This is a genomic window from Terasakiella pusilla DSM 6293 (assembly GCF_000688235.1).
In the GTDB taxonomy this organism is placed as follows: Bacteria; Pseudomonadota; Alphaproteobacteria; order Rhodospirillales; family Terasakiellaceae; genus Terasakiella; species Terasakiella pusilla.
On record NZ_JHYO01000030.1, the window covers coordinates 15442 to 36076 of the forward strand.

The 20635-nt window shown below is 51.6% G+C and carries 14 protein-coding genes; 13 read left to right on the forward strand and 1 reads right to left on the reverse strand.

What is annotated here, in order from left to right; translation table 11 throughout:
• Positions 1-61: 61 nt before the first annotated feature.
• The 3 genes from Q397_RS0116655 to Q397_RS0116665 all read left to right on the forward strand — a co-directional run bounded on the left by Q397_RS0116655 (position 62) and on the right by Q397_RS0116665 (position 5344).
• A complete protein-coding gene (locus Q397_RS0116655) occupies positions 62-2863 on the forward strand; it encodes an FAD-binding and (Fe-S)-binding domain-containing protein (protein WP_028880380.1) in 2802 nt (933 codons plus the stop codon).
• A 137-nt stretch (positions 2864-3000) separates the two neighbouring features.
• Positions 3001-3480: a 4Fe-4S dicluster domain-containing protein gene (locus Q397_RS0116660; protein ID WP_028880381.1), complete on the forward strand. Its 480-nt coding sequence runs from the start codon at positions 3001-3003 to the stop codon at positions 3478-3480.
• A 16-nt stretch (positions 3481-3496) separates the two neighbouring features.
• Positions 3497-5344, forward strand: coding sequence for an aldehyde ferredoxin oxidoreductase family protein (locus tag Q397_RS0116665; RefSeq protein ID WP_028880382.1), 1848 nt, complete (start codon positions 3497-3499; stop codon positions 5342-5344).
• 69 nt (positions 5345-5413) lie between these two features.
• Here the strand turns inward: Q397_RS0116665 and Q397_RS23095 are convergent, their stop codons facing one another.
• On the reverse strand, positions 5414-7132 hold the full coding sequence (locus Q397_RS23095) for a Na/Pi cotransporter family protein (protein WP_051610224.1): 1719 nt from the start codon (positions 7130-7132) through the stop codon (positions 5414-5416).
• Positions 7133-7288: 156 nt separating this feature from the next.
• On the opposite strand from Q397_RS23095, the gene Q397_RS0116675 reads away from it, so the two are divergent.
• From Q397_RS0116675 to nadC, 10 genes are all read left to right on the forward strand, one after another.
• A complete protein-coding gene (locus Q397_RS0116675) occupies positions 7289-8119 on the forward strand; it encodes a sulfite exporter TauE/SafE family protein (protein ID WP_205618852.1) in 831 nt (276 codons plus the stop codon).
• A 100-nt stretch (positions 8120-8219) separates the two neighbouring features.
• A complete protein-coding gene (locus Q397_RS0116680) occupies positions 8220-9149 on the forward strand; it encodes a DHH family phosphoesterase (protein WP_028880384.1) in 930 nt (309 codons plus the stop codon).
• Between the two features lie 159 nt (positions 9150-9308).
• Positions 9309-10856: a S41 family peptidase gene (locus Q397_RS23100; protein ID WP_051610225.1), complete on the forward strand. Its 1548-nt coding sequence runs from the start codon at positions 9309-9311 to the stop codon at positions 10854-10856.
• Between the two features lie 448 nt (positions 10857-11304).
• Complete coding sequence (locus Q397_RS24430) at positions 11305-14310, forward strand: ATP-binding protein (protein ID WP_051610227.1); 3006 nt, start codon at positions 11305-11307, stop codon at positions 14308-14310.
• A gap of 76 nt (positions 14311-14386) precedes the next feature.
• On the forward strand, positions 14387-15460 hold the full coding sequence (locus Q397_RS24435) for a response regulator (RefSeq protein ID WP_051610229.1): 1074 nt from the start codon (positions 14387-14389) through the stop codon (positions 15458-15460).
• A 142-nt stretch (positions 15461-15602) separates the two neighbouring features.
• Entirely contained in the window at positions 15603-15914 is a 312-nt protein-coding gene (locus Q397_RS0116700; protein WP_028880385.1) for a DUF1244 domain-containing protein, read from the forward strand.
• Positions 15915-15919: 5 nt separating this feature from the next.
• A complete protein-coding gene (locus Q397_RS0116705; protein WP_028880386.1) occupies positions 15920-16951 on the forward strand; it encodes an NUDIX hydrolase in 1032 nt (343 codons plus the stop codon).
• A 204-nt stretch (positions 16952-17155) separates the two neighbouring features.
• On the forward strand, positions 17156-18175 hold the full coding sequence (nadA, locus tag Q397_RS0116710; protein WP_028880387.1) for a quinolinate synthase NadA: 1020 nt from the start codon (positions 17156-17158) through the stop codon (positions 18173-18175).
• A 20-nt stretch (positions 18176-18195) separates the two neighbouring features.
• Positions 18196-19779, forward strand: coding sequence for an L-aspartate oxidase (locus Q397_RS23115; protein ID WP_038014471.1), 1584 nt, complete (start codon positions 18196-18198; stop codon positions 19777-19779).
• Positions 19761-20621 carry a carboxylating nicotinate-nucleotide diphosphorylase gene (nadC, locus tag Q397_RS0116720; RefSeq protein ID WP_038014474.1) on the forward strand — a complete coding sequence of 287 codons (861 nt, stop codon included), beginning with the start codon at positions 19761-19763 and terminating at the stop codon, positions 20619-20621. Before Q397_RS23115 ends, nadC begins: the two co-directional genes overlap by 19 nt.
• Positions 20622-20635: the final 14 nt, after the last annotated feature.

The following is a 20635-nucleotide window of genomic DNA, read 5'->3' on the forward strand; positions in this document are numbered from 1 at the left end:
GTGAGGTGAGGAGCCAAGCTGCTATACTCCCTCATCGACTGTTATTTAGGGGAAGTTGAATATGTTGCCTGCGCCATATAACCAATTGTTAGAGAAACTAAGCCGGACTTTCCCCAAGGAAAGATTGGTGACGGACCCTTTGCGCACATTGGCTTATGGTACGGATGGCAGCTTTTATCGCTTGATCCCTAAAATCGTCGTCGTTGTGGAAAGTGAAGACGATATCCAACAGTTGTTGACGCAGTGCCGTGCCCTTAAAACTCCTGTGACTTTTCGTGCGGCAGGCACCAGCTTGTCCGGTCAGGCGGTGACAGATAGTGTGCTGGCCCTGTTGGGGGATAATTGGAACGGCTTTCAGCTTTCAGTGGATCACAGCAAAGTCAGCTTGCAGCCCGGGGTGATCGGTGGACAGGCCAATGCCAAGCTCGCGGCCTTTGGGAAAAAGATCGGCCCCGATCCGGCCTCCATCAACGCAGCGAAGATTGGTGGTATTGCGGCGAATAACGCGTCCGGCATGTGCTGTGGGACCGCGCAAAACAGTTATCGCACCCTTTCCAGTATGCGCGTGATCCTGCGTGATGGCACCTTGTTGGATACGGGCAATGCAGCTTCGGTTGCTGCCTTTCGTGAGAGCCATGCTGAGTTGTTGCGTGAACTTGACCAACTTGCCAAAGCCACGCGGGAAAATACGGTTCTCCATGAGCGGATCGCGCAAAAATTTAAGATCAAAAATACCACGGGCTATAGCCTGAATGCCCTGATCGATTACACCGACCCCGTCGACATCCTGCAACATCTGATGATCGGATCTGAAGGGACGTTGGGCTTTATTGCCGAAGTGACGTTTGAGACCTGCATTGAACATGCCTTTAAAGCATCTGCCATGGTGTATTTCGAGACGTGTGAGATTGCGGCAAAAGCCGTGCAATGCCTAAAGAAAGCCCCTGTCGCCGCCGTGGAATTGGTGGACCGTGCGGGCTTGAAATCTGTGGAAAGTCAGGCGGGCATGCCAGACTTTTTAAAAGACTTACCATCCGACGCAACAGCCCTGCTGATTGAGGTGCGCGGAGAAACGCACGACGAACTCAGCGGTTTGATCGCTCAGGTGACAGGATCGATTACTCATATCGAGACCGTGCATCCGGTTGAATTTTCCGAAGATCCAGCGGTGTGCGCACGCTATTGGGGGATCCGTAAAGGCTTGTTCCCGTTGGTGGGGGCGATGCGCGAAACAGGCACAACGGTGATTATTGAAGATGTGGCCTTCCCGATTGAGCATCTGGCAGCAGGTGTGGTTGACCTGCACAAGCTGTTTAAAAAGTATCAGTATGACGAGGCCATTATCTTTGGGCATGCGTTGGAAGGGAACCTGCATTTCGTCTTTACGCAGGACTTTAACACGCAAGCTGAGATTGACCGCTATGCCGCCTTTATGGATGCCGTCTGTGACATGGTGGTCCATAAATATGATGGATCATTAAAGGCCGAACATGGCACGGGTCGCAACATGGCCCCGTTTGTGGAGATGGAATGGGGCGCGGATGCCTTTGCCTTGATGCAGCAGATTAAGGCGCTGTTTGACCCCGAAGGGCTGTTAAACCCCGGTGTGATTATCAATGACGACAAAGACGTCCATCTTAAAAACCTAAAGCCTTTGCCAGCGTCGGAAGAGATGGTGGATAAATGTATCGAGTGTGGTTTTTGTGAACCCAAATGCCCGTCCAAAGGGCTGACCCTGTCGCCGCGTCAACGCATTGTCGGCTGGCGCGAAATCTCGCGGCGCGAAGCCTTGGGCCAAACCACCAAGGGCTTGCGTGACCTTTATGACTATCAGGGGATGGAGACTTGCGCGGCCTGTGGCTTGTGCGCGACGGCCTGTCCGGTGGGGATTGAGACGGGTGCCTTGATCAAGATGCTGCGGGGGCGCCAATTGAGTACCGGTGCAGGTAAGCTGGGCCAGTGGTTTGCAGACCATTACGGCACCGCCATGAACGCAACCGCCCTGGGCTTAAAGGCCGCGAACCTTGCACACGGTGTGCTGGGGTCGAAAATGATGGGCACCGTGATGGAGGGGGCGCGCAAACTGTCGGGCGATCGTTTGCCGCGTTGGACACCTGCCATGCCGGATGGGGTGCGCTTTAAGCCGGAAAATACCCACAGTCGGGATAATATCGTGGTCTATCTGCCAAGCTGTGCCAGCCGGACCATGGGAGCCGCACGCGCGGATGATCAAAAGACACCGTTGCCCGTGGTCACACAGCAGGTGCTGGAACGCGCTGGTTTTAGCGTGCGTTTTCCTGAGGGGCTAAACGATCTCTGTTGTGGGCAACCGTTTGACAGCAAAGGGCTGGCAGAGGTCGCCGATCAAAAAGCGCGCACGTTGGAAGATCGCCTGATCGAGGCGACAGAAGGCGGCACATATCCGGTTGTGTTTGATACCTCGCCCTGTGCTTTTCGGATGAAGACACTTCAGGATGCCAAGGTGAGCGTGCAGGATATCACGGAATTTTTACATGATGCGGTTCTGGATAAATTGTCCCTAAAAAAAGTGGCGCGTAAGGTTGCACTGCACACAACCTGTTCGACACAAAAGATGGACTTGCAGGCAAAGCTTAAGCATCTGGTCGAACAATGCGCAGAGGACGTGGTGATCCCTGATCAGGTCGGGTGCTGCGGTTTTGCAGGGGATAAAGGCTTTAACACACCAGAGTTGAATAGCCATGCGCTGCGTCATTTAAATGACGCGCTGGAGGGGGTGACAGAAGGCTATTCCACATCTCGCACCTGCGAGATCGGACTGTCAGAAAAGTCAGGTTTTCCCTACCGTTCTGTCGTTTATTTGTTAGAGGAATGTTCCCGCTAAAAAACTATGGATATTGTTCGCCTTTGACGTTTGGAAGTTGCATGTTCTGTGGTAAGCTTTGTCCAGCCGATTGATCTTAAGCCTAAAAAATAAACGGCAGGGTCTGTTGGGGAGTCTTAAACAAAGGGACGACTAATATGCAAAAAGCGCTAAATATCAATGCAGACAAGTGCACAGGCTGTCTGCAATGCGAGGTTGCCTGTTCGTTTGAACATACGGGCACCTTCAATCCGTCAAAGTCACGGATCAAAGTCTTTAAATTCCACGATGAAGGTCGTTTTGTACCTTACACCTGCACCCAGTGCGCCGAAGCATGGTGCCTGCAGGCCTGTCCAGTGGAAGCCATTTCTTATGACGCAGAAACCGGGGCCAAGGTTGTGGCTGACAGTGCCTGTGTGGGCTGTAAGGTCTGTACTATCGCCTGTCCGTTTGGCACGGTCAACTATGTGCCGGATACGGGCAAGGTTGCGAAATGTGACCTCTGTGGGGGTGATCCGAAATGTGCGACAGCCTGTCCGACAGATGCCATCACTTATGTTGATGCATCCATGACAGGTCTTGAAAAAATGCGGGCATGGGCGGCAAAGACCGACGCAGGCCTGCAAGCAGAAGCATAGGAAAGGGAGCACTGTTATGTCTTGGACACGTAAACTATTGCGAGTGAACCTTTCTACAGGGACTTGCACTGCTGAAGACTTGAATATGGAATGGGCGCAGAAATATCTGGGCTCACGTGGTCTGGCGACCAAATATTTTATCGAAGAAACCGACCCGAAGGTGGACCCGCTGTCACCGGACAATAAACTGATCATGTCCACCGGACCTTTGACGGGGACCTGTGCGTCTACAGCTGGTCGTTATACGGTTGTGACCAAGGGGGCGTTGACGGGGGCGATTGCCTGTTCCAACTCCGGTGGTTTTTTTGGCAATGAATTGAAAAACGCCGGATGGGATATGATCATCTTTGAAGGCAAAGCCGAAAAGCCGGTCTACCTGAAACTGATCAACGAAAAGGCCGAGCTGGTGGATGCGTCCAAATATTGGGGCAAATCCTGCTGGGATACGGAAGAAGGCTTAAAGGCCGACTTGCAGGACCCGCAAGCGCGCGTGGCTTCCATTGGTGTGTCGGGCGAGCAGGGCGTTAAGTATGCCTGTATCGTCAACGATATGGACCGCGCCGCTGGTCGATCCGGCGTCGGCACCGTTATGGGGTCCAAAAACCTGAAAGCGGTTGTCCTGCGTGGGACGCGTGGGGTTCGGGTTGATGATCCGATCGCCTTTATGGATGCCACAAACGCCGGTAAAGCGGTGTTGGCAGAAAACCCGGTGACAGGCCAAGGCTTGCCCACCTACGGCACTCAAGTCTTGATGAACGTCATCAACGAAATGGGCGCCATGCCGACCCGCAACTTCCGTGATGTGCAGTTTGAAGGTGCCGCCAACATTTCCGGCGAAAAAATGCATGAAGTGCGCGCGGATGGCACCAAAAATCTGGTGACCAATGCGGCTTGTTATGGCTGCACCATTGCATGCCAGCGTGTCTCCACCGTTGAGCGCACCCATTATACTGTAAAAGATCGTCCGCAGTATCAAGGCGCCTCAGGTGGTCTGGAATATGAGGCCGCTTGGTCCTTGGGGTCGGAATGTGGTGTTGATGATATCGAAGCCCTGACTTTTGCCAACTTCATCTGTAACGAACAAGGCTATGATCCGATTTCGTTCGGGGCGACGGTTGGTGCTGCGATGGAACTGTTTGAAATGGGTGTGCTGACCCTTGAGCATACCGGCGGAATTGAGCTGAAGTTTGGCAACGCGAAAGCGCTGACCGACTGTGCGGAACTTGTCGGCAAGGCTGAAGGGTTTGGCGCAGAACTTGGCTTGGGCTCAGCACGCCTCTGTGAAAAGTATGGTCACCCGGAACTGTCTATGTCGGTTAAGAAGCAGGAATTCCCGGCCTATGATGCCCGTGGTATTCAGGGGATGGGCTTGACCTATGCGACCTCTAACCGTGGGGCCTGTCACTTGCGTTCTTACACCGTTTCTTCCGAAGTGCTGGGGATCCCGGAAAAGACCGATCCGCTGGCGACAGACGGCAAGGCGGGGCTGGTTATGGCATTTCAGGATGCAACGGCAGCGGTGGATTCTTCTGGTCTGTGTATCTTCACCACCTTTGCGTGGTCGCTGGAAGATATCGCCCCGCAGGTCAACGCGGCTTGTGAAGGCGACTGGACGGTAGAAAGCCTGCTGGAATGTGGCGAGCGCATCTGGAATATGGAACGTCAGTACAATCTGGCAGCAGGCTTTACGGGCAAGGATGACACTCTGCCAAAACGCCTGCTGAAAGATGCAGCCAAGACCGGCCCTGCGAAAGGGAAGGTGAGTGGTCTGGATAAGATGTTGCCGGAATATTATGAAATTCGCGGCTGGGATGCCAATGGCGTGCCAAAGGCGGAGACATTAAACCGACTTGGTCTGTCCTAAAGCGACTTATTAAGGCTCAAGAAAAAAGCGGCTCCTTGAAAAAGGAACCGCTTTTTTTGTGGTGTGTTTTTATTCTGCACTGACAGGTGCCGGACCGTCTTTGGGCAGGTCTGTGTTTTCATCCCAGTTTTCATGCTCCAGAGATTCTGCCTTGGCAACAACCCCTTTCGCAATCCGCTTGGTGAAATAGTAAATACGTTGCAGGCGTTCTACCGTTTCCATTTCGCGGGTATAGGTGTGATGACGGTTGTCCCCTTCTGCCAGCAGGCGTTTAGCCCCATGTTCAGAGATGGCTTTGGCTTCTTTAGTGATCGGAGCCTTCATGTCGATCACTTTCTGTGCCAAGTCGCGGTCTTCGTTTTGTAGGGCTTCAAGGGCAAGAAGAAGAGACTGGTCGACTTTTTCATGTAGTCCTTTTAACAGATGCATGGTTTGTGGACTGACGGTGACTTTTTCGCTGATCCGGCGTTTACCGATTTGCACCATATCCGTTTCAATCAAATCGCCGATATTTTCTAGGTGGTTGGCTGCTGACATCAAGCGCACCATTTCGCGCATGTCTTCTTCCCCTAACGGTTGGGCACCGACCTGACGGACATATTTGAGAATGGCCATGTGCAGCGTGTCCACATTGGCGTCCATTTCTGCAACCTTGTCCAGATTGCTATTGGTGCCGGTCAGGGTGGCCGGCAGGATCGCGGTCATCATTTTTTGAACATGTTTGCCCAGCTCGCCAATTTCGAGTCTTACGGCGTTCAGCGCGATAGGAGGCGTGCTGATCAGCGGCTCGTTCAGGTATTTAGGTTTGGCAGACAGGGTGCCGTCATCTTCTTCCAAGGGGACCAGTTTTTCCACAAGTCGGGCAAAGGGCGTCACAAACCAGATAAAGATCACCGCATTGGCGACGTTGAAGATCGTATGGGCATTCGCGATGTCGCGTGCAGTGCTACTGTCTTCGCCGCTGATTTGATGTACGACATTGGCAAGTTGGTCGACAAACCCGATCCACAGCAAGACACCAGCCACGTTAAACAGGACGTGGACAACGGCGGCCCGAATAGCTTCGCGCGGTTTGCCGATGGAGGCCAGCATTGCAGTGACACAAGTTCCAACGTTTGCCCCAAAGATGATGGCAATCCCGGCGGGTAAGGTTAAAAGACCTTGGGTCGCAAGGGCGATCACAATCCCCGTTGTTGCAGAAGAAGACTGGACAAGTGCCGTAAAAGCCGCACCGACCAACAGACCCAAAATCGGGTTTTCCATTGAGATCATGAGATCAAGGAACGGTTGGAAACTGCGCAAGGGCTGCATGGCATCGGACATGAGGTTCATGCCAAGGAAGACCATCCCCAAGCCCATAAGCATGTTACCATATTGTTTGAGTTTATCGTTTCGCCCGAAAAACAGCATGGCGAAACCAACCGCGACCATCACCATTGAAAAATGCGTGATTTTGAAGGCGATAATCTGTGCGGTGATGGTGGTGCCGACGTTGGCCCCCATAATGATCCCGATGGATTGGGTCAGCTTCATCAAGCCTGCGCTGATAAAGCCCACAACAAGGACTGTCGTCACGGATGAGGATTGAATAATGGCGGTGACAAACGCACCGGTAAACATCCCCATAAAACGGTTTGAGGTGAGCTTCCCCAAAATCGTTTTCATTTTTTCACCCGCGACGGCTTTTAAACCGCCGGAAAGTTGCTCCAGCCCAAAAAGAAAAAGCGCAAGGCCGCCCGCGAGCCCTGCGGATATGGTAAATAGGTCGAGTTCCCCACCATTTGCCATGTTTGTTCCACCTTATGTTATTGTTTTGTCATAAAACTGTAACTCAGATAGGGTTTATTTTCAAATTAAACCTCTGATCATACCGTTGCAGACGCAAGCTTGCCAAAAGCCGGGATAGGGGATAGACAAGTTATATCTTTCAAAAGGATAATTGTCTTGAGCGCATTTTTCGCAGATCCATTTTTTACATTTCAGATTATTGCTGCTTTGACCCTGACGGGCATTATTGCCGGTATTTTAGCCGGCTTGTTAGGTGTTGGTGGCGGTATTGTTATCGTGCCTGTTCTTTTCTTTTTGTTTCAGAAGTTTGGGACAACCAGTGACATGTCCATGTTTGTTGCTGTCGGAACGTCCTTGGCGACCATTATTGCAACGTCCGTTTCTTCGGTTCGGTCCCATCATAAAAAAGGGGCTGTGGACTGGGGCTTGTTGCGCCGCTGGGCACCGGGTGTGGTGATCGGGGTGATTGCAGGGACCATCCTGGCTTCTTTCTTAAAGGGGCAGGTGCTGACAATTATGTTTGCCATCCTTGCGTTTGCCATTTCATTACGGATGTTTTTCAGTTCGGTCCGCACTCATCTGGCGGAAAGTCTGCCGGGGCAACCGCTTGAATTTATTTATTCCTTTATCATCGGCAGCTTGTCGGTCATGGTCGGGATTGGTGGCGGTAGTATTTGTGTGCCGATCCTGAATGCCTATAACTTCCCTATGCGAAAGGCGGTGGCCTGTGCGTCGGGGATCGGTTTGGTTATTGCGTTGCCGGGTGCGATTGGTTTCGCCATTACCGGTTGGGGGGCAGAAGGCTTGCCACCGGGGAGTTTTGGCTATGTCAACATGCTGGGCTTTGGCTTGATTGTGCCGTTAACCGTGTTGTTTGCCCCTGTGGGTGCCAAGATTGCACATGCGGTAAACCCTGATTATTTGAAGAAAGGCTTTGCGCTGTTTCTGTTTATCACCAGCATTAAAATGATGTTGGGGGCCTTTTAAAAGATCGTCAAAAACCTTTGAAAGACATATCTTTTTGAGCTAACGTACAAGTTAAATTTTTAGCGAGTATTTCTCGAATAATTCGATAAGGAGTTACCTCATGGGGGATAAGTTTCGGTTAGTGACACGAAGCGATTTTGATGGGCTGGTCTGCGCTGTGTTGCTTAAAAAAATGGATCTGATTGACGAGATCACATTTGTGCACCCCAAAGATATGCAGGACGGTAAAGTCGCTATTACGGATCGGGATATTACGACCAACCTTCCTTATGTAGAAGGCGTGCATTTGGCGTTTGATCACCATTTGAGTGAAACTTTGCGTGTCGCCGATAATCCCACCAACCATATCATTGCCCCCGAAGCACCGTCCGCAGCACGGGTGGTCTGGCGTTATTATGGCGGGCATGGGGAATTTCCGGCAAGCTGGGATGAAATGATGGAAGCGGTGGATAAAGGCGATGCTGCGCGCTTCAATCGTGACGAGATTCTCCATTCCGAAGACTGGGTGCTGCTGAACTTCTTGATGGATGCGCGCACAGGGTTGGGGCGTTTTCGCGATTTTCGAATTTCCAACTATCAACTGATGATGGATTTGATTGACTGTTGCGCCAGTATGTCCATCAAAGAAATTTTGGAACTTCCAGACGTTAAAGAACGCGTCGACATGTATAAAGAGCATGAGCCGAAATTCATCGATCAACTCAAATCTTGTACAGAAGTACATGGTAATGTCGCCGTGCTTGATCTGCGTAATCAAGACGTTATCTACACCGGCAACCGCTTTATGATTTACGCCTTGTTCCCCGACACGAATATCTCCATCCATGTGATGTGGGGGCTGAAGAAGCAGAATACAGTTTTTGCCTGCGGTAAATCGATTCTGAACAAAACATCAGGCACCAACGTTGGCGAGTTGATGTTGAACTATGGCGGGGGCGGTCACCAGAATGCGGGGACCTGCCAAGTGCCCAACGATCAAGCGGTTGAAACGCTGGGGGCTTTGGTTAAGCAAATGAATGAGGACGGCTGAATCGTTATGATTTGAACGAAGCAGGCTCCTGCGGTCAGGCGAGGGGCCTGTTTCTATTTCAAAAGTTGAGTTCTTGTCGTATTTCCCCCATATTGTAAGAAAATATATTGTGAAAGCCGTCGCCTTATGAATTTCTGGCCTAGATTACCCTCTCTTCTCATGATGATTCTGACCCTTGCGGTTGGAACCATCTTTTTGCCGTCCTTAAGCGGCTGTACCCTTGATAACGGCCCTGTTGGCCGGTTTGTCTCGTCACTCACAGGCGCCCATGGTTTGCCTAAAGAAACAGTGGCAGAGCTGGAAAGGTTCCAGCAGGCGTATTATGACAAGGCGACGGAAGGTGAAGCGGTTCGCGATGACGAGTTTAAGCAATTTGTTGATGCGTTTAAGGTCGTACGCCGCAGTTATGTTAAGGAAGTTTCCGATCAGGACTTGATCACTTTCGCGATTGAAGGTTTGAACGCAGAAGATACGTCCTGGCTGGAAGAAGATGACGGTACGCCAAAAGGCAAGGCATCTGCTCACAAGGTGATCGAGGTTGCCTTGGATGCGATGATGGCCAAGCTTGACCCACATTCGTCATATATGACGAATGAAGAATATCAGGAACTGATGGTCGATACTTCCGGTGAATTTGGCGGGCTGGGGATTGAGGTTCAGCAGGGGGAGGGCTTTTTGAAAGTCGTTTCTCCGATTGAGGGGACGCCGGCTGATGAGGCTGGATTAAAACCCAACGATCATATCACCCACATTGAAGGGGAATCGATCAAAGAATGGACCTTGACGCGTACCGTGCGTCGCTTGCGCGGGAAACCGGGGACCGCCGTGACCGTGACGGTAGACCGTGAAGGGAGAACACCGTTTGATGTGCTGATTGTTCGCGATATCATTCAGGTGCGCGCTGTGCGTTATGCGCTTTATGACGGGTATCTACATCTGCGGGTCAGTGCTTTTTCCGAACGTTTGGAAAGTGATGTGATCGAAGCTTTTGCGCGCTCGCGGGAAGAACTGGGCGGCGCACTTAAAGGGGTTGTTCTTGATCTGCGCAATAATCCGGGCGGGTTATTGAACCAAGCGGTTGCCCTGAGCGATATCTTTTTGAATGAATCGAGTGTTGTGTCCATCCGCGGGCGTTCGGCCAAGGATGTGCGCACCTATGGGGCGACAGACGGAGAGCTGGCAGAGGGATTGCCGGTTGTTGTTTTGGTCAACGGGGGCTCAGCATCCGCGTCCGAAATCGTATCCGGGGCGTTACAGGATCACAATCGTGCGATTTTGATGGGCCGACGGACCTTTGGGAAAGGGTCCGTACAAACCATTATGCCTTTGATGCGCGAAGGGGCTGTGCGTTTGACCACGGCGCTTTATTATCTGCCGTCCGGGCGCACCATTCAGCAGGTCGGCGTGGCGCCTGATATACGCCTTGATTTGCCGGAAAAAACAGAGGAAGAAAAGAAAGCGGAAGCTGAGGCTTTGGAAGAGTTTTCTAAATTCGATGCCCCGAAGGAAGCTGATTTGCCAAATGTGTTAAGTGCACGGATTTTGGCGCAGGATAAGCTGCATAACAAAGATGGCGTGTTGGGGACGACTTCCATTGAAGCCTGCCCGCAAACCGGCCCGCGTGAAGATCGGGAACTAGGTTGCGCACTTGAATTTTTAAAGGCCGGGTCTGCAAAAAAGTTTCTGGCAGCAGTGAGTGTGAAATAACCACGGGCTTTTCGATTTTACGACAATTTTATATAAATGTAGTAAAAATTGTTCGCTCTTTCACCCAAATGGGTGAAGTCAAAGGAATAGGTATAAGGCAATATCTTCTCAGTTCTCCAATATGGGGTTCTGAGTACGACGTAGTTTCTCGGCGGACTTGGGGTGATAAGCGTTTGTCTTATCACCCTTTTTTTTGTTTTATTTTTTGACCAACTGGTTTAGTTTAAAAAAATAGATTTTTCACCTATATGGGTGAAGGCATATGCAAAAGTATAGGGCATTATGTTTTCAGTTCTCCAATATGGGGTTCTGAGTACGACGTAGTTTCTCGGCGGACTTGGGGTGATAAAGCTTTGTTTTTATCACCCTTTTTTTTATGAAAATGTAAGTCTGATGATAAATACTGCGTCACAGCGGCTGTTTTGATTAAGGGCGGTGTCATAAGGGTATGGGTGGATTTCGTTTCGGCGTTTTTGCGCAATTGATCGCCAGTTTTGTGTTGGCTGTGTTGTTTACAGTCGGCGCCGCCGTCATCGGTATCCTGTCTATCCAAAAATTTAATGATGGCATTGAAGAAGTCGCCTTGTCTCGTCTGCCGGCGATGACACTTGCGTATCAATTGGGTCAACAAAGTGAAGCAATCGTTGCTAGCGCGCCCATGATGGTTCGGGTCACATCCCAAGCGCAACGCGAAACCATATCTTTCAGGATCGCAGATCGGGTGCGCTGGTTGCAGGAAATTGTGATTTCGTTGCGTCAATATGATGTGGACGAAAACATCCTTGAGGTCATCAATGTGACCCGCCAGCAATTGCTGGAAAATTTCGCGCGCTTGGATGGGTTGGTGAAACAACGTATCCATATTAGCGAAGCAAAAACACAGCGAAACCATGAACTACAGGCGTTGATCAACCATGATGTTGATATGCTGGATCTGGTAAGTGAAGAAACCCATACCGAAATTGATCGTTTGACAGAAAAACTGTTGATCTTCCAAACGGAAAAAGAAGAATCCCGCGAAGAAGTTCTTCATCAGCAGTTGTTATATGGTTTTGAAGCGTTACGCCTTCGCGAAGGGGTGTTGGACGCTCCGCATCAGCAAAGCATTCATGAACATTTGCGTTCTATTGCCTTGGGTGATCAGGGCGTGATTGCGCTGCAAGGCCAGTATCGTGATGTCACGAAACGGATTTCGGGGATTTTGGCGATCAACGAACGTTTGTCCAGCCGGTTCGTCTATTCGGTCAATGACTTGATCCGACGCATGAAGGAAGGCATTGAGCATGATAGCCAGGAATTTCAGAAACTGGTGGAAAGCCGGACCCGTATTCTGACCTTGACCGTGGTTGGATGTGTTCTGTTGGTTGGTATGTTCGGCTGGGTCTTTATTCGACACATCTTAAAGCGCCTGAATAGGTTGAAACGTTCCATGCGTATCCATGCTGAAGGGGGCGAGGCGGAAATTCCCCTTGATGGCGAAGATGAGATTGCCGATATGGGGCATGCGCTCAAATATCTGGTGGATGAGATTGATCATCGGGAAAAAGAAATCCGCCTGAATGAGGCACGTTTTCGTGATATTGCCGAGGCAACGTCTGACTGGTTTTGGGAGACGGATTCGAATGCACGTTACTCACTTGTTTCGGATCGTTTTTTCGAGATCACAGGTTTTAAGCGCCAAGACCTGATGGGGAAGACCCGTCTGGAATTTTGTGCCATGAGTGGGCAAGATCGCGAAGACCCGGAAAAATGGTCGCTTCATTTAGATGATTTGAACCATCAACGTAGCTTTCGCGATTTTTCCTATGCCTTAAAATGCCCGAACGGGGGCTGGCGTCATATTAAAATCAGCGGCAAACCGGTCTTTGATACGGATGGCACGTTTATGGGATATCGCGGTACGGGGTCCGATATCACGGCAGAGACACAGGCACGCAGTCGCCTGATGGCGGCAAACGAAATTATGCCGGGAGCCTTTGCGTTATGGGACCACGAAAACCGCCTGGTCATGTGTAACCGAAAATATTACCAGTTCTATCGCGTGATAAATGACCGGATCCGTCCGGGCGTCACGTTTGAAGAACTTGCGATGCTGATGGAAGAGCGAGACGGCATCAAGGATGCGTCGGGATATGCCGAACGCCGCCGCGAGTTTAGACGAAACCCGATGGGCGTCTTTATGGAGGCCCTGTCGAATGATCGGTATTTACAGGTCAGCGAAGCACCAACGCTGGATGGCGGGATGGTATCGCTGGTGGTTGATATTACGGACCGGATCGAAACAGAGCGCCGGTTGGAAGCCGCACGACTGGATTCTGAAAATGCCAATAAGGCAAAGTCCAAGTTTTTGGCGGCGGCAAGTCACGATTTGCGACAGCCTTTACATGCGATTGGCATGTTCCTATCCGCCCTTGAAGATCGCCGCCGCAAAGATACGGCGGAAGAAGCCGAGGGCGATCTGCGGATCATCAACAATATTTCTGATAGTCTGGAAGCGTTGCGCAGCCTGTTAAATGCGCTGCTTGATATCTCCAAGCTGGATGCGGGCGTTATGAAGGCGGAACCTTGTACCATCCAGCTGCGCCCGTTGTTTGACAGGTTGATCAAGCAATATGAAGCGCGCGCCAGTGAAAAGGGGCTGAAGCTCAAGTGTTTTTGTCCGAATTTGGCGGTCCGTAGTGACCCGGTCCTGTTGGAACGTGTGTTGTCCAATTTGATTTCCAATGCTGTGCGCTATACCTCGGATGGGGGTATCTTGATTGGGGCGAGACGTCGTGGATTGATGGTTCAGGTTCAGGTGACGGATACGGGTGTGGGGGTTCCTGAAGACCGCATCAAGGATATTTTTGTCGAGTTTCAGCAGTTGGAAAATCCTGCACGTGATCGTCGTCGCGGTCTTGGGCTTGGATTGGCGATTGTGGATCGTGTACTTGCCTTGCTGGATCACCGCATGGACGTAAAATCTGTGGTGAATCGGGGGTCCACCTTTGCCTTGTTGATTCCCAGCGATCAGGTCCATGAAGAAGACCGTACAGAAAAGCCGCTGGAAGTCGCCCTGATGGGGGGAGAAGTGCCTTTGGTCATGGTGATTGATGACGAACCGGATATTCTGGAGGGGATGGAACAGTTGATTCTCGGCTGGAAGTATAATGTCATTGCGGCGCGATCTTCCTCCGGGGCGTTGGAAGCTTTGAAAGAGACAACGCAAATTCCAAGCTTAATTCTTGCCGATTATCGATTGAATGAGGAACTTACGGGGGCAGATTGCATCCGGTTGATCCAAAAAACGCTGGGACAGGATATTCCGGCGGCAATTATCACAGGGGATACGGCACCAGATCGCATTCAGGAAGCCAAGGCCAGCGGTTTTATCTTACTGCATAAACCCTTGCGTCCTGCAAAGTTGCGACAGCTTATTCGCAGTGTGCAAGCGAAAACCTTTGGTGCTGGGTAAAAAAGGTGTTCTGCTAACGTGCAGCATTTGATATCCTTTTGTAGAATAAATAATAAAATCTGGAAGCTCTGAAACCATGAAAACTACTTTTGTCGTCGCCGACGACCATCCGCTCGTGCTCGAAGGGGTGAAAGGGGTCTTACGTGCAATGGACCCTGACGCCGATATTTTACAAGCTACCAGCTATCCTGACTTGCTGAATGTCTTGTCAGAAGACCTCGATTTTTCATTGGTGATTGCGGATCTGAACATGCCCGGTATGGCAGGGTTGGACGGTATCCGCGCGGTCCAGTTAAAGCGACCGGAAGTGCCGATGGTGATTATCTCTGCAACGGAAAGCCAAAAAGCGATTAACAAGACGCTGGAATGCGGTGTTGCGGGGTATATGTTCAAGTCTTTTAGTCAGCAACAGATGCAGGATGCGCTGGAGGCTGTTTTGCAGGGCGAAACATTTGTGCCGCAACCAGGCGCGCAAATGTTTAGCAGCGATGAATTTGAAGACAAGAAAAAGCCGGACTTTGGGGCCGCAGCCTTGAACCGCCTTCCTATGGGGGTGGTGATCGTGGATAAAGGTGCCAATGTAGTGTTTATGAACAACGCCGCGTCTGACATTTTTGCCCTGAACGATGGCGTCGATGTGGGGCCAAGTGGTGTCTTTAGAACTGCAAAAGTCGCAGAAACCAAGATGTTGCACAGCATGATCGCAGATGCCGCTGTTGATTTGGGCCGTGCAAATGAGGAAGATCGCGAAGGCGGGGCTTTGACGGTGTCGCGTCCTTCTTATCGTCGTTCGTTCTCTTTGCTGGTGGTGCCATTGCCGGATGAGGATGTCACCAGCGACAGCGGCAATGTGGCGGTCTTTATCAATGATCCTGAAAAACATAACGAACCACCAACCAATGTGTTGGCGCGCCTTTATGGATTGACGGAAGCTGAAGCGCGGTTGCTGCAGGCCTTGATCGTCGGTAAAAAACTGGAAACGGTATCTGAAGAATTCGGGGTGTCCATGAACACCGTGCGCTCACATCTCAAACAGGTTTTTCGTAAGACGGGGACAAATCGTCAGCCGGAATTGGTTAGTTTGGTGATGAACAGTTCGGCTTACCTTGCGTCAAATCCGGTGCAGGTAGAAGATGATTATGAAGATTGACTGATCGCGTAAACGGTTTGATGTTGTAAAAACACCGGAACAGGGTAAGTTGCCCCCTTGCATAGATGGTGATGACGAAATAGCTATAAGATGACCGAATGTTTTTCGGTTGTGAGCTATAGATAAAACACAGGGAAGACCCATGGATAAACAGACACAAACCGAACTTGAAGCCGCCGCCTTTCGTGGGCTTGTGGCGCATTTGCAAAACCGTAGCGATGTGCAGAATATTGATATCATGAACCTTGCCGGCTTTTGCCGCAACTGTTTGGCAAAATGGTACAAATCCGCCGCCAATGAAAAAGGTGTCGAGCTGTCTATGGATGAAGCCAAGGAAGTGATCTATGGCATGCCTTATGATGAATATAAAGCCAAGCATCAGGAAAAGGCGAGTGCCGAACAGCTGGAGAAATTTGCAGACACCAGCGGCCATGCGGTGATTGAAGGGCTGTAAACTTTATGGGGGGCTTTGGGGCACAGGACGACAGGGTTGCAGACAGCGTTCAGATTGGTCTGACGGCGGTGATTGTTGCCGTGACAGACGATGAACCGCGCGTGCTGGTGGTTCGCCGTGTGGATCACGCGCTTGCGTCCACGGAAGATGGCGTCGCGCGCGAAGGTGATGTGCTGGATGACGATAGCCTTGAAGCGCTGCCTTATGGTCCCTTTTATCCCGGTCGCCACCGCACCCTTGATGCAGGCTTGCGCGGTTGGGTGGAAGAACAGACCCAGCTGGATCTTGGGTATGTGGAACAGCTTTACACCTTTGGTGATCGCGGACGTGACCCGCGCGAACAAGAACTGGGCGCGCGTGTCTTGTCCATCGGGTATCTGGCCCTTGCCCAAGAAGCCAAACCGTCTGGGGCAGGGGAAGCCCTGTGGCAAAATTGGTATCGCTATTTCCCGTGGGAAGATTGGCGCAAGGGTAAGCCAGCGATTCTGACGCAAGAATTGGAACCGGGGCTGGAGGAATGGGCAACCCAAGCCGACACCCCCTCAGAAGTGCGCGAGAGATTTGCCCGTATTGATGCGACCTTCGGGTCTGAAGAAGTGCGTTGGAACGAAGATCGTGTGCTGGAACGTTACGAGCTGCTCTATGAAGCGGGGATCGTTACGGAATCGCAGCGCGATCATGGCCTCACGGTCGTGATGTCTGATTACAGTCACCCCATGGTCTTGGATCATCGCCGTATCATGGCAACCGCGATGGGCCGTTTGCGTGGGAAGTTGAAATATCGCCCCGTTGTGTTTGAACTGGTCCCGCCGACCTTTACTTTGTTTGAATTGCAAAAAGCCGTGGAAGCCATTTCGGGGAACTTGTTGCATAAACAAAACTTCCGCCGTTTGGTGGAAAAAAGTGGCCTCGTGGAAGGCACCGGACAGTTTGAAAGCCGCACAGGCGGACGCCCCGCCGAAACCTATCGCTACGTGCGCGATATCCTGACAGAGCGCCTCACGGCAGGACCGCGCTTGCCTATGGGGAAGCGTTAAGCGCAAGCCATGGCGAGTTGTCAAAAAAGTGACATAATTAAGCGTTTGAAAAACAACGTATTAGGGTGCTGTTTCTAAAAACTGCAATATTTAGCTTGACCTATACTCATAGGGAGCATAGCTTATGCTCAAATGGAGGTTAAACAGTGCCTCCGAAATTTTTTGCCTAATATATACTCAAGTTGAGTATAAGGAGCTAGTAAAATGACAGTCGCAGCCCAGCCCCTGGTAGATGAATTTGAATATACGCCAGAGGTCGCAGAACGTATGGCACCTGTTTTTGAACGGGTGAAAGATCACATCACCGCTGAAGAATGGCCTGTGATTGCCCCTTATGTGGATGAGATCATCCGCCTGAAAAAAGAAAAGAACGCGGTTATTCTGGCGCACAACTACCAGACCCGCGATATTTTCCACTGTGTGTCCGACATCGTCGGCGACAGTCTGGCTTTGGCGATTAAGGCAAAAGAAGTAGAAGCCGACGTGATGGTTGTCTGTGGCGTTCACTTTATGGCGGAGACGGCAAAGCTGTTGAACCCATCTAAAAAAGTGTTGATCCCGGACCCTGAAGCAGGCTGTTCCTTGGCTGAAAGCATCACGGCAGCAGATGTGCGCCAGTTGCGCAAAGACAATCCGGGCGTGCCGATCTGTACCTACGTCAACACCTCTGCGGATGTAAAGTCCGAAGTTGATATCTGCTGTACCTCAGCAAATGCGAAAAAGATCGTTGAATCTTTGGGCAGCGATAAAGTCCTGTTGATCCCCGATCAGTTTTTGGCGGCAAACGTTGCCAAGACAACCGATGTGGAAATTCTGACATGGGCCGGTCAATGTGAAGTTCATGAACTTTACAAAAAAGAAGATATCCAGCAAATCCGTAAAGACCACCCAGAATGTGTGGTGCTTGCGCACCCAGAGTGTCCGCCGGAAGTGTTGGACGAAGCCGATTTCTCCGGTTCCACAACCGGTATGGCAGACTATGTGAAAGAGAAAAAGCCCGAGCTGGTGGCCTTGATCACAGAATGTTCTATGTCCGACAACATTCGTGCGGACTGTCCGGATAGTGAGTTCATCATGTCTTGCACCATGTGCCCGCACATGAAGAAAATCACACTGGAAAAAATCGTTAACTGCCTGCGTGACTTGTCCAACGAAGTGTTTGTGGATGAAGATATCGCGAAACCCGCACGGGCTTCCATTGAAGCGATGATCGCAGCAAGCTGATAAAAAAGGTCAGGTGTGTTATGAAACGCCTAACGACAGATGTATTGGTTATCGGGGCAGGGGCGGCTGGCTTGGTCAGCGCCCTTGAACTGGAAGGGCGTGACGTTATCGTCATCGCAAAGGCACCTGTGGGGCAAGGCTCCAGTAGTTCTTGGGCGCAAGGCGGCATCGCTGCCGCTGTTGGCAAAGATGATCACCCAGACCATCACAAGCGCGATACATTGGATGTCGGCGTGGACCTGTCTTGTGAGGCCGCTGCCCATGTGATCACTCATGAAGGACCAGAACTGATTGAGGCTTTGATCAACTGGGGCGTCAACTTTGATCGCACACCAGAAGGTGAGCTGTCTTTGGGCCGCGAAGCTGCACACTCTTTTCGCCGGATTCTCCATGCAGAAGGCGACAGCACAGGCAAAGAAATTATGCGGGCCTTGGGCCAAGCCGTAGTGCGCGCCCCGCACATCCGCTTGATGCAAGATGGCACGGCTTATGAACTCATGGTCACAGATGGTCGTGTTGTCGGCGCTTTTGTTCGTCAGGAAGATGGACAGAATGTGGCGGTGACTGCAAAAGCGGTGATCATGGCAACAGGTGGTTTGGGCAGCTTGTTTGGTTACACCACCAACCCCGTTGAATCTTGTGGCGAAGGGCTTGCCATGGCGGCCTTGGCAGGTGCGCGTATGGCAGACCTTGAGTTCGTGCAGTTTCACCCAACCGCAATTGATGTGGGCGTCAAACCCATGCCGCTGGCAACTGAAGCTTTGCGCGGGGAAGGGGCACATTTGATCGATGGGCGCGGCGTGCGGTTTATGCCGTCTGTCCATAAGGATGCAGAACTGGCCCCACGCGATGTGGTGGCACGCGCCATTTGGCGACGCATCAAGGCGGGCGATAAAGTGTATCTGGATTGTCGCGATGCCGTTGGTGATGCTTTTAAAGATCGTTTCCCCACCGTTTGGGCCTATTGCCATGACGCCGGGCTTGATCCGGCAACGCAACCTATACCGGTCACACCGGCAGCCCACTATCACATGGGCGGCATCGATGTGGATTTGGAAGGACAGACCAGCTTAGACGGCTTGTGGGCTGTGGGCGAGGCTGCCTGTACGGGCGTCCATGGGGCAAACCGACTGGCGAGTAATTCACTTTTGGAAGCGGTGGTCTTTGGTCGTCGCGTGGCGTTGAATATCCTTGAGGCTGAATTGCCCGATCCGCAGGGGACGGATGACCATATGCCGCAACAGGCGGGCGCGTTGGACCTGAGCGACCAGCTGGCTACAGTCATGTACGGCGCTGCGAATGTGGAACGCACGGAAGCAGGCTTATTTGAGGCCTTGTGCCAAATTGCAGTGTGGGAAGAGAAGCTTGCCAGCTTTACCCCCGCCTTTAGAAACCGTCTTATCACAGCAAAGATGATCCTAGCCTGCGCTTTGGAACGTCGTGAAAGTCGAGGCGGGCACTTCCGCAGTGATTACCCCGATACGGATGCAAAGCAGGCACACCGCACCAAAACAACACTTAAAGAAATCGACGCATTTATTCGTGGCCTCAATCTTGGGGCAACCATTAAAGGAACTATTCAGTCATGTCAGACGCCGGCGTAAAAGTTGAACCGCTTTCTCCCATCCTGATCGAACCTGCTGTGCGCGCAGCTTTGGCGGAAGATTTGGGCCGTGGTGGGGATTTAACCACCGATATTGTGATTGATGATGATGCATGGGTAAAAGCGTCCATCAACGCGCGTCAGGTCGGGGCTTTGTCCGGCATTGATTTTGCGGAAATGGCGTTTGGTTTGCTTGATCCCCGTGTGGATATGGAAGTGTTTATCGCTGACGGGGGCCGCGTGGCACCGGGTGATACGGTTGCTGTGCTGGAAGGTCCGGCCCGTGCGATCCTGACGGGGGAACGTGTGGCGTTGAACTATCTCGGTCATTTGTCCGGCATTGCGTCAGAAACCCGCAAGATCGTCGATGCGGTGGCGGGGACCAAGGCCCGCATCACCTGCACCCGTAAAACCACGCCGGGCCTGCGTGCCTTTGAAAAATATGCGGTGCGCTGTGGTGGGGGCTTTAACCATCGCTTTGGTCTGGATGACGGGCTGATGATCAAGGACAACCATATTGCGGCCTGTGGCGGCATCACCCAAGCGGTGGATCGCGCCAAAGCCAAGCTGGGCCATATGGTCAAGATCGAGCTGGAAGTCGATACACTGGAACAGTTGGAAGAAGGCTTGAAAGCTGGTGCGGACGTGATCCTGTTGGATAACATGGGGCCGGACTTGTTGCGTGAAGCGGTCAAAATGATCGATGGTCGCGCGGTTGCCGAAGCCTCCGGTGGCGTGACGTTGGAAACAGCGCCAGCGATTGCTGCCTCCGGTGTGGATGTGATCTCTATCGGCTGGCTGACCCACAGCGCGCCGTGTCTTGACCTTGGTCTTGATTTTTAGAGTTATTTTAATAT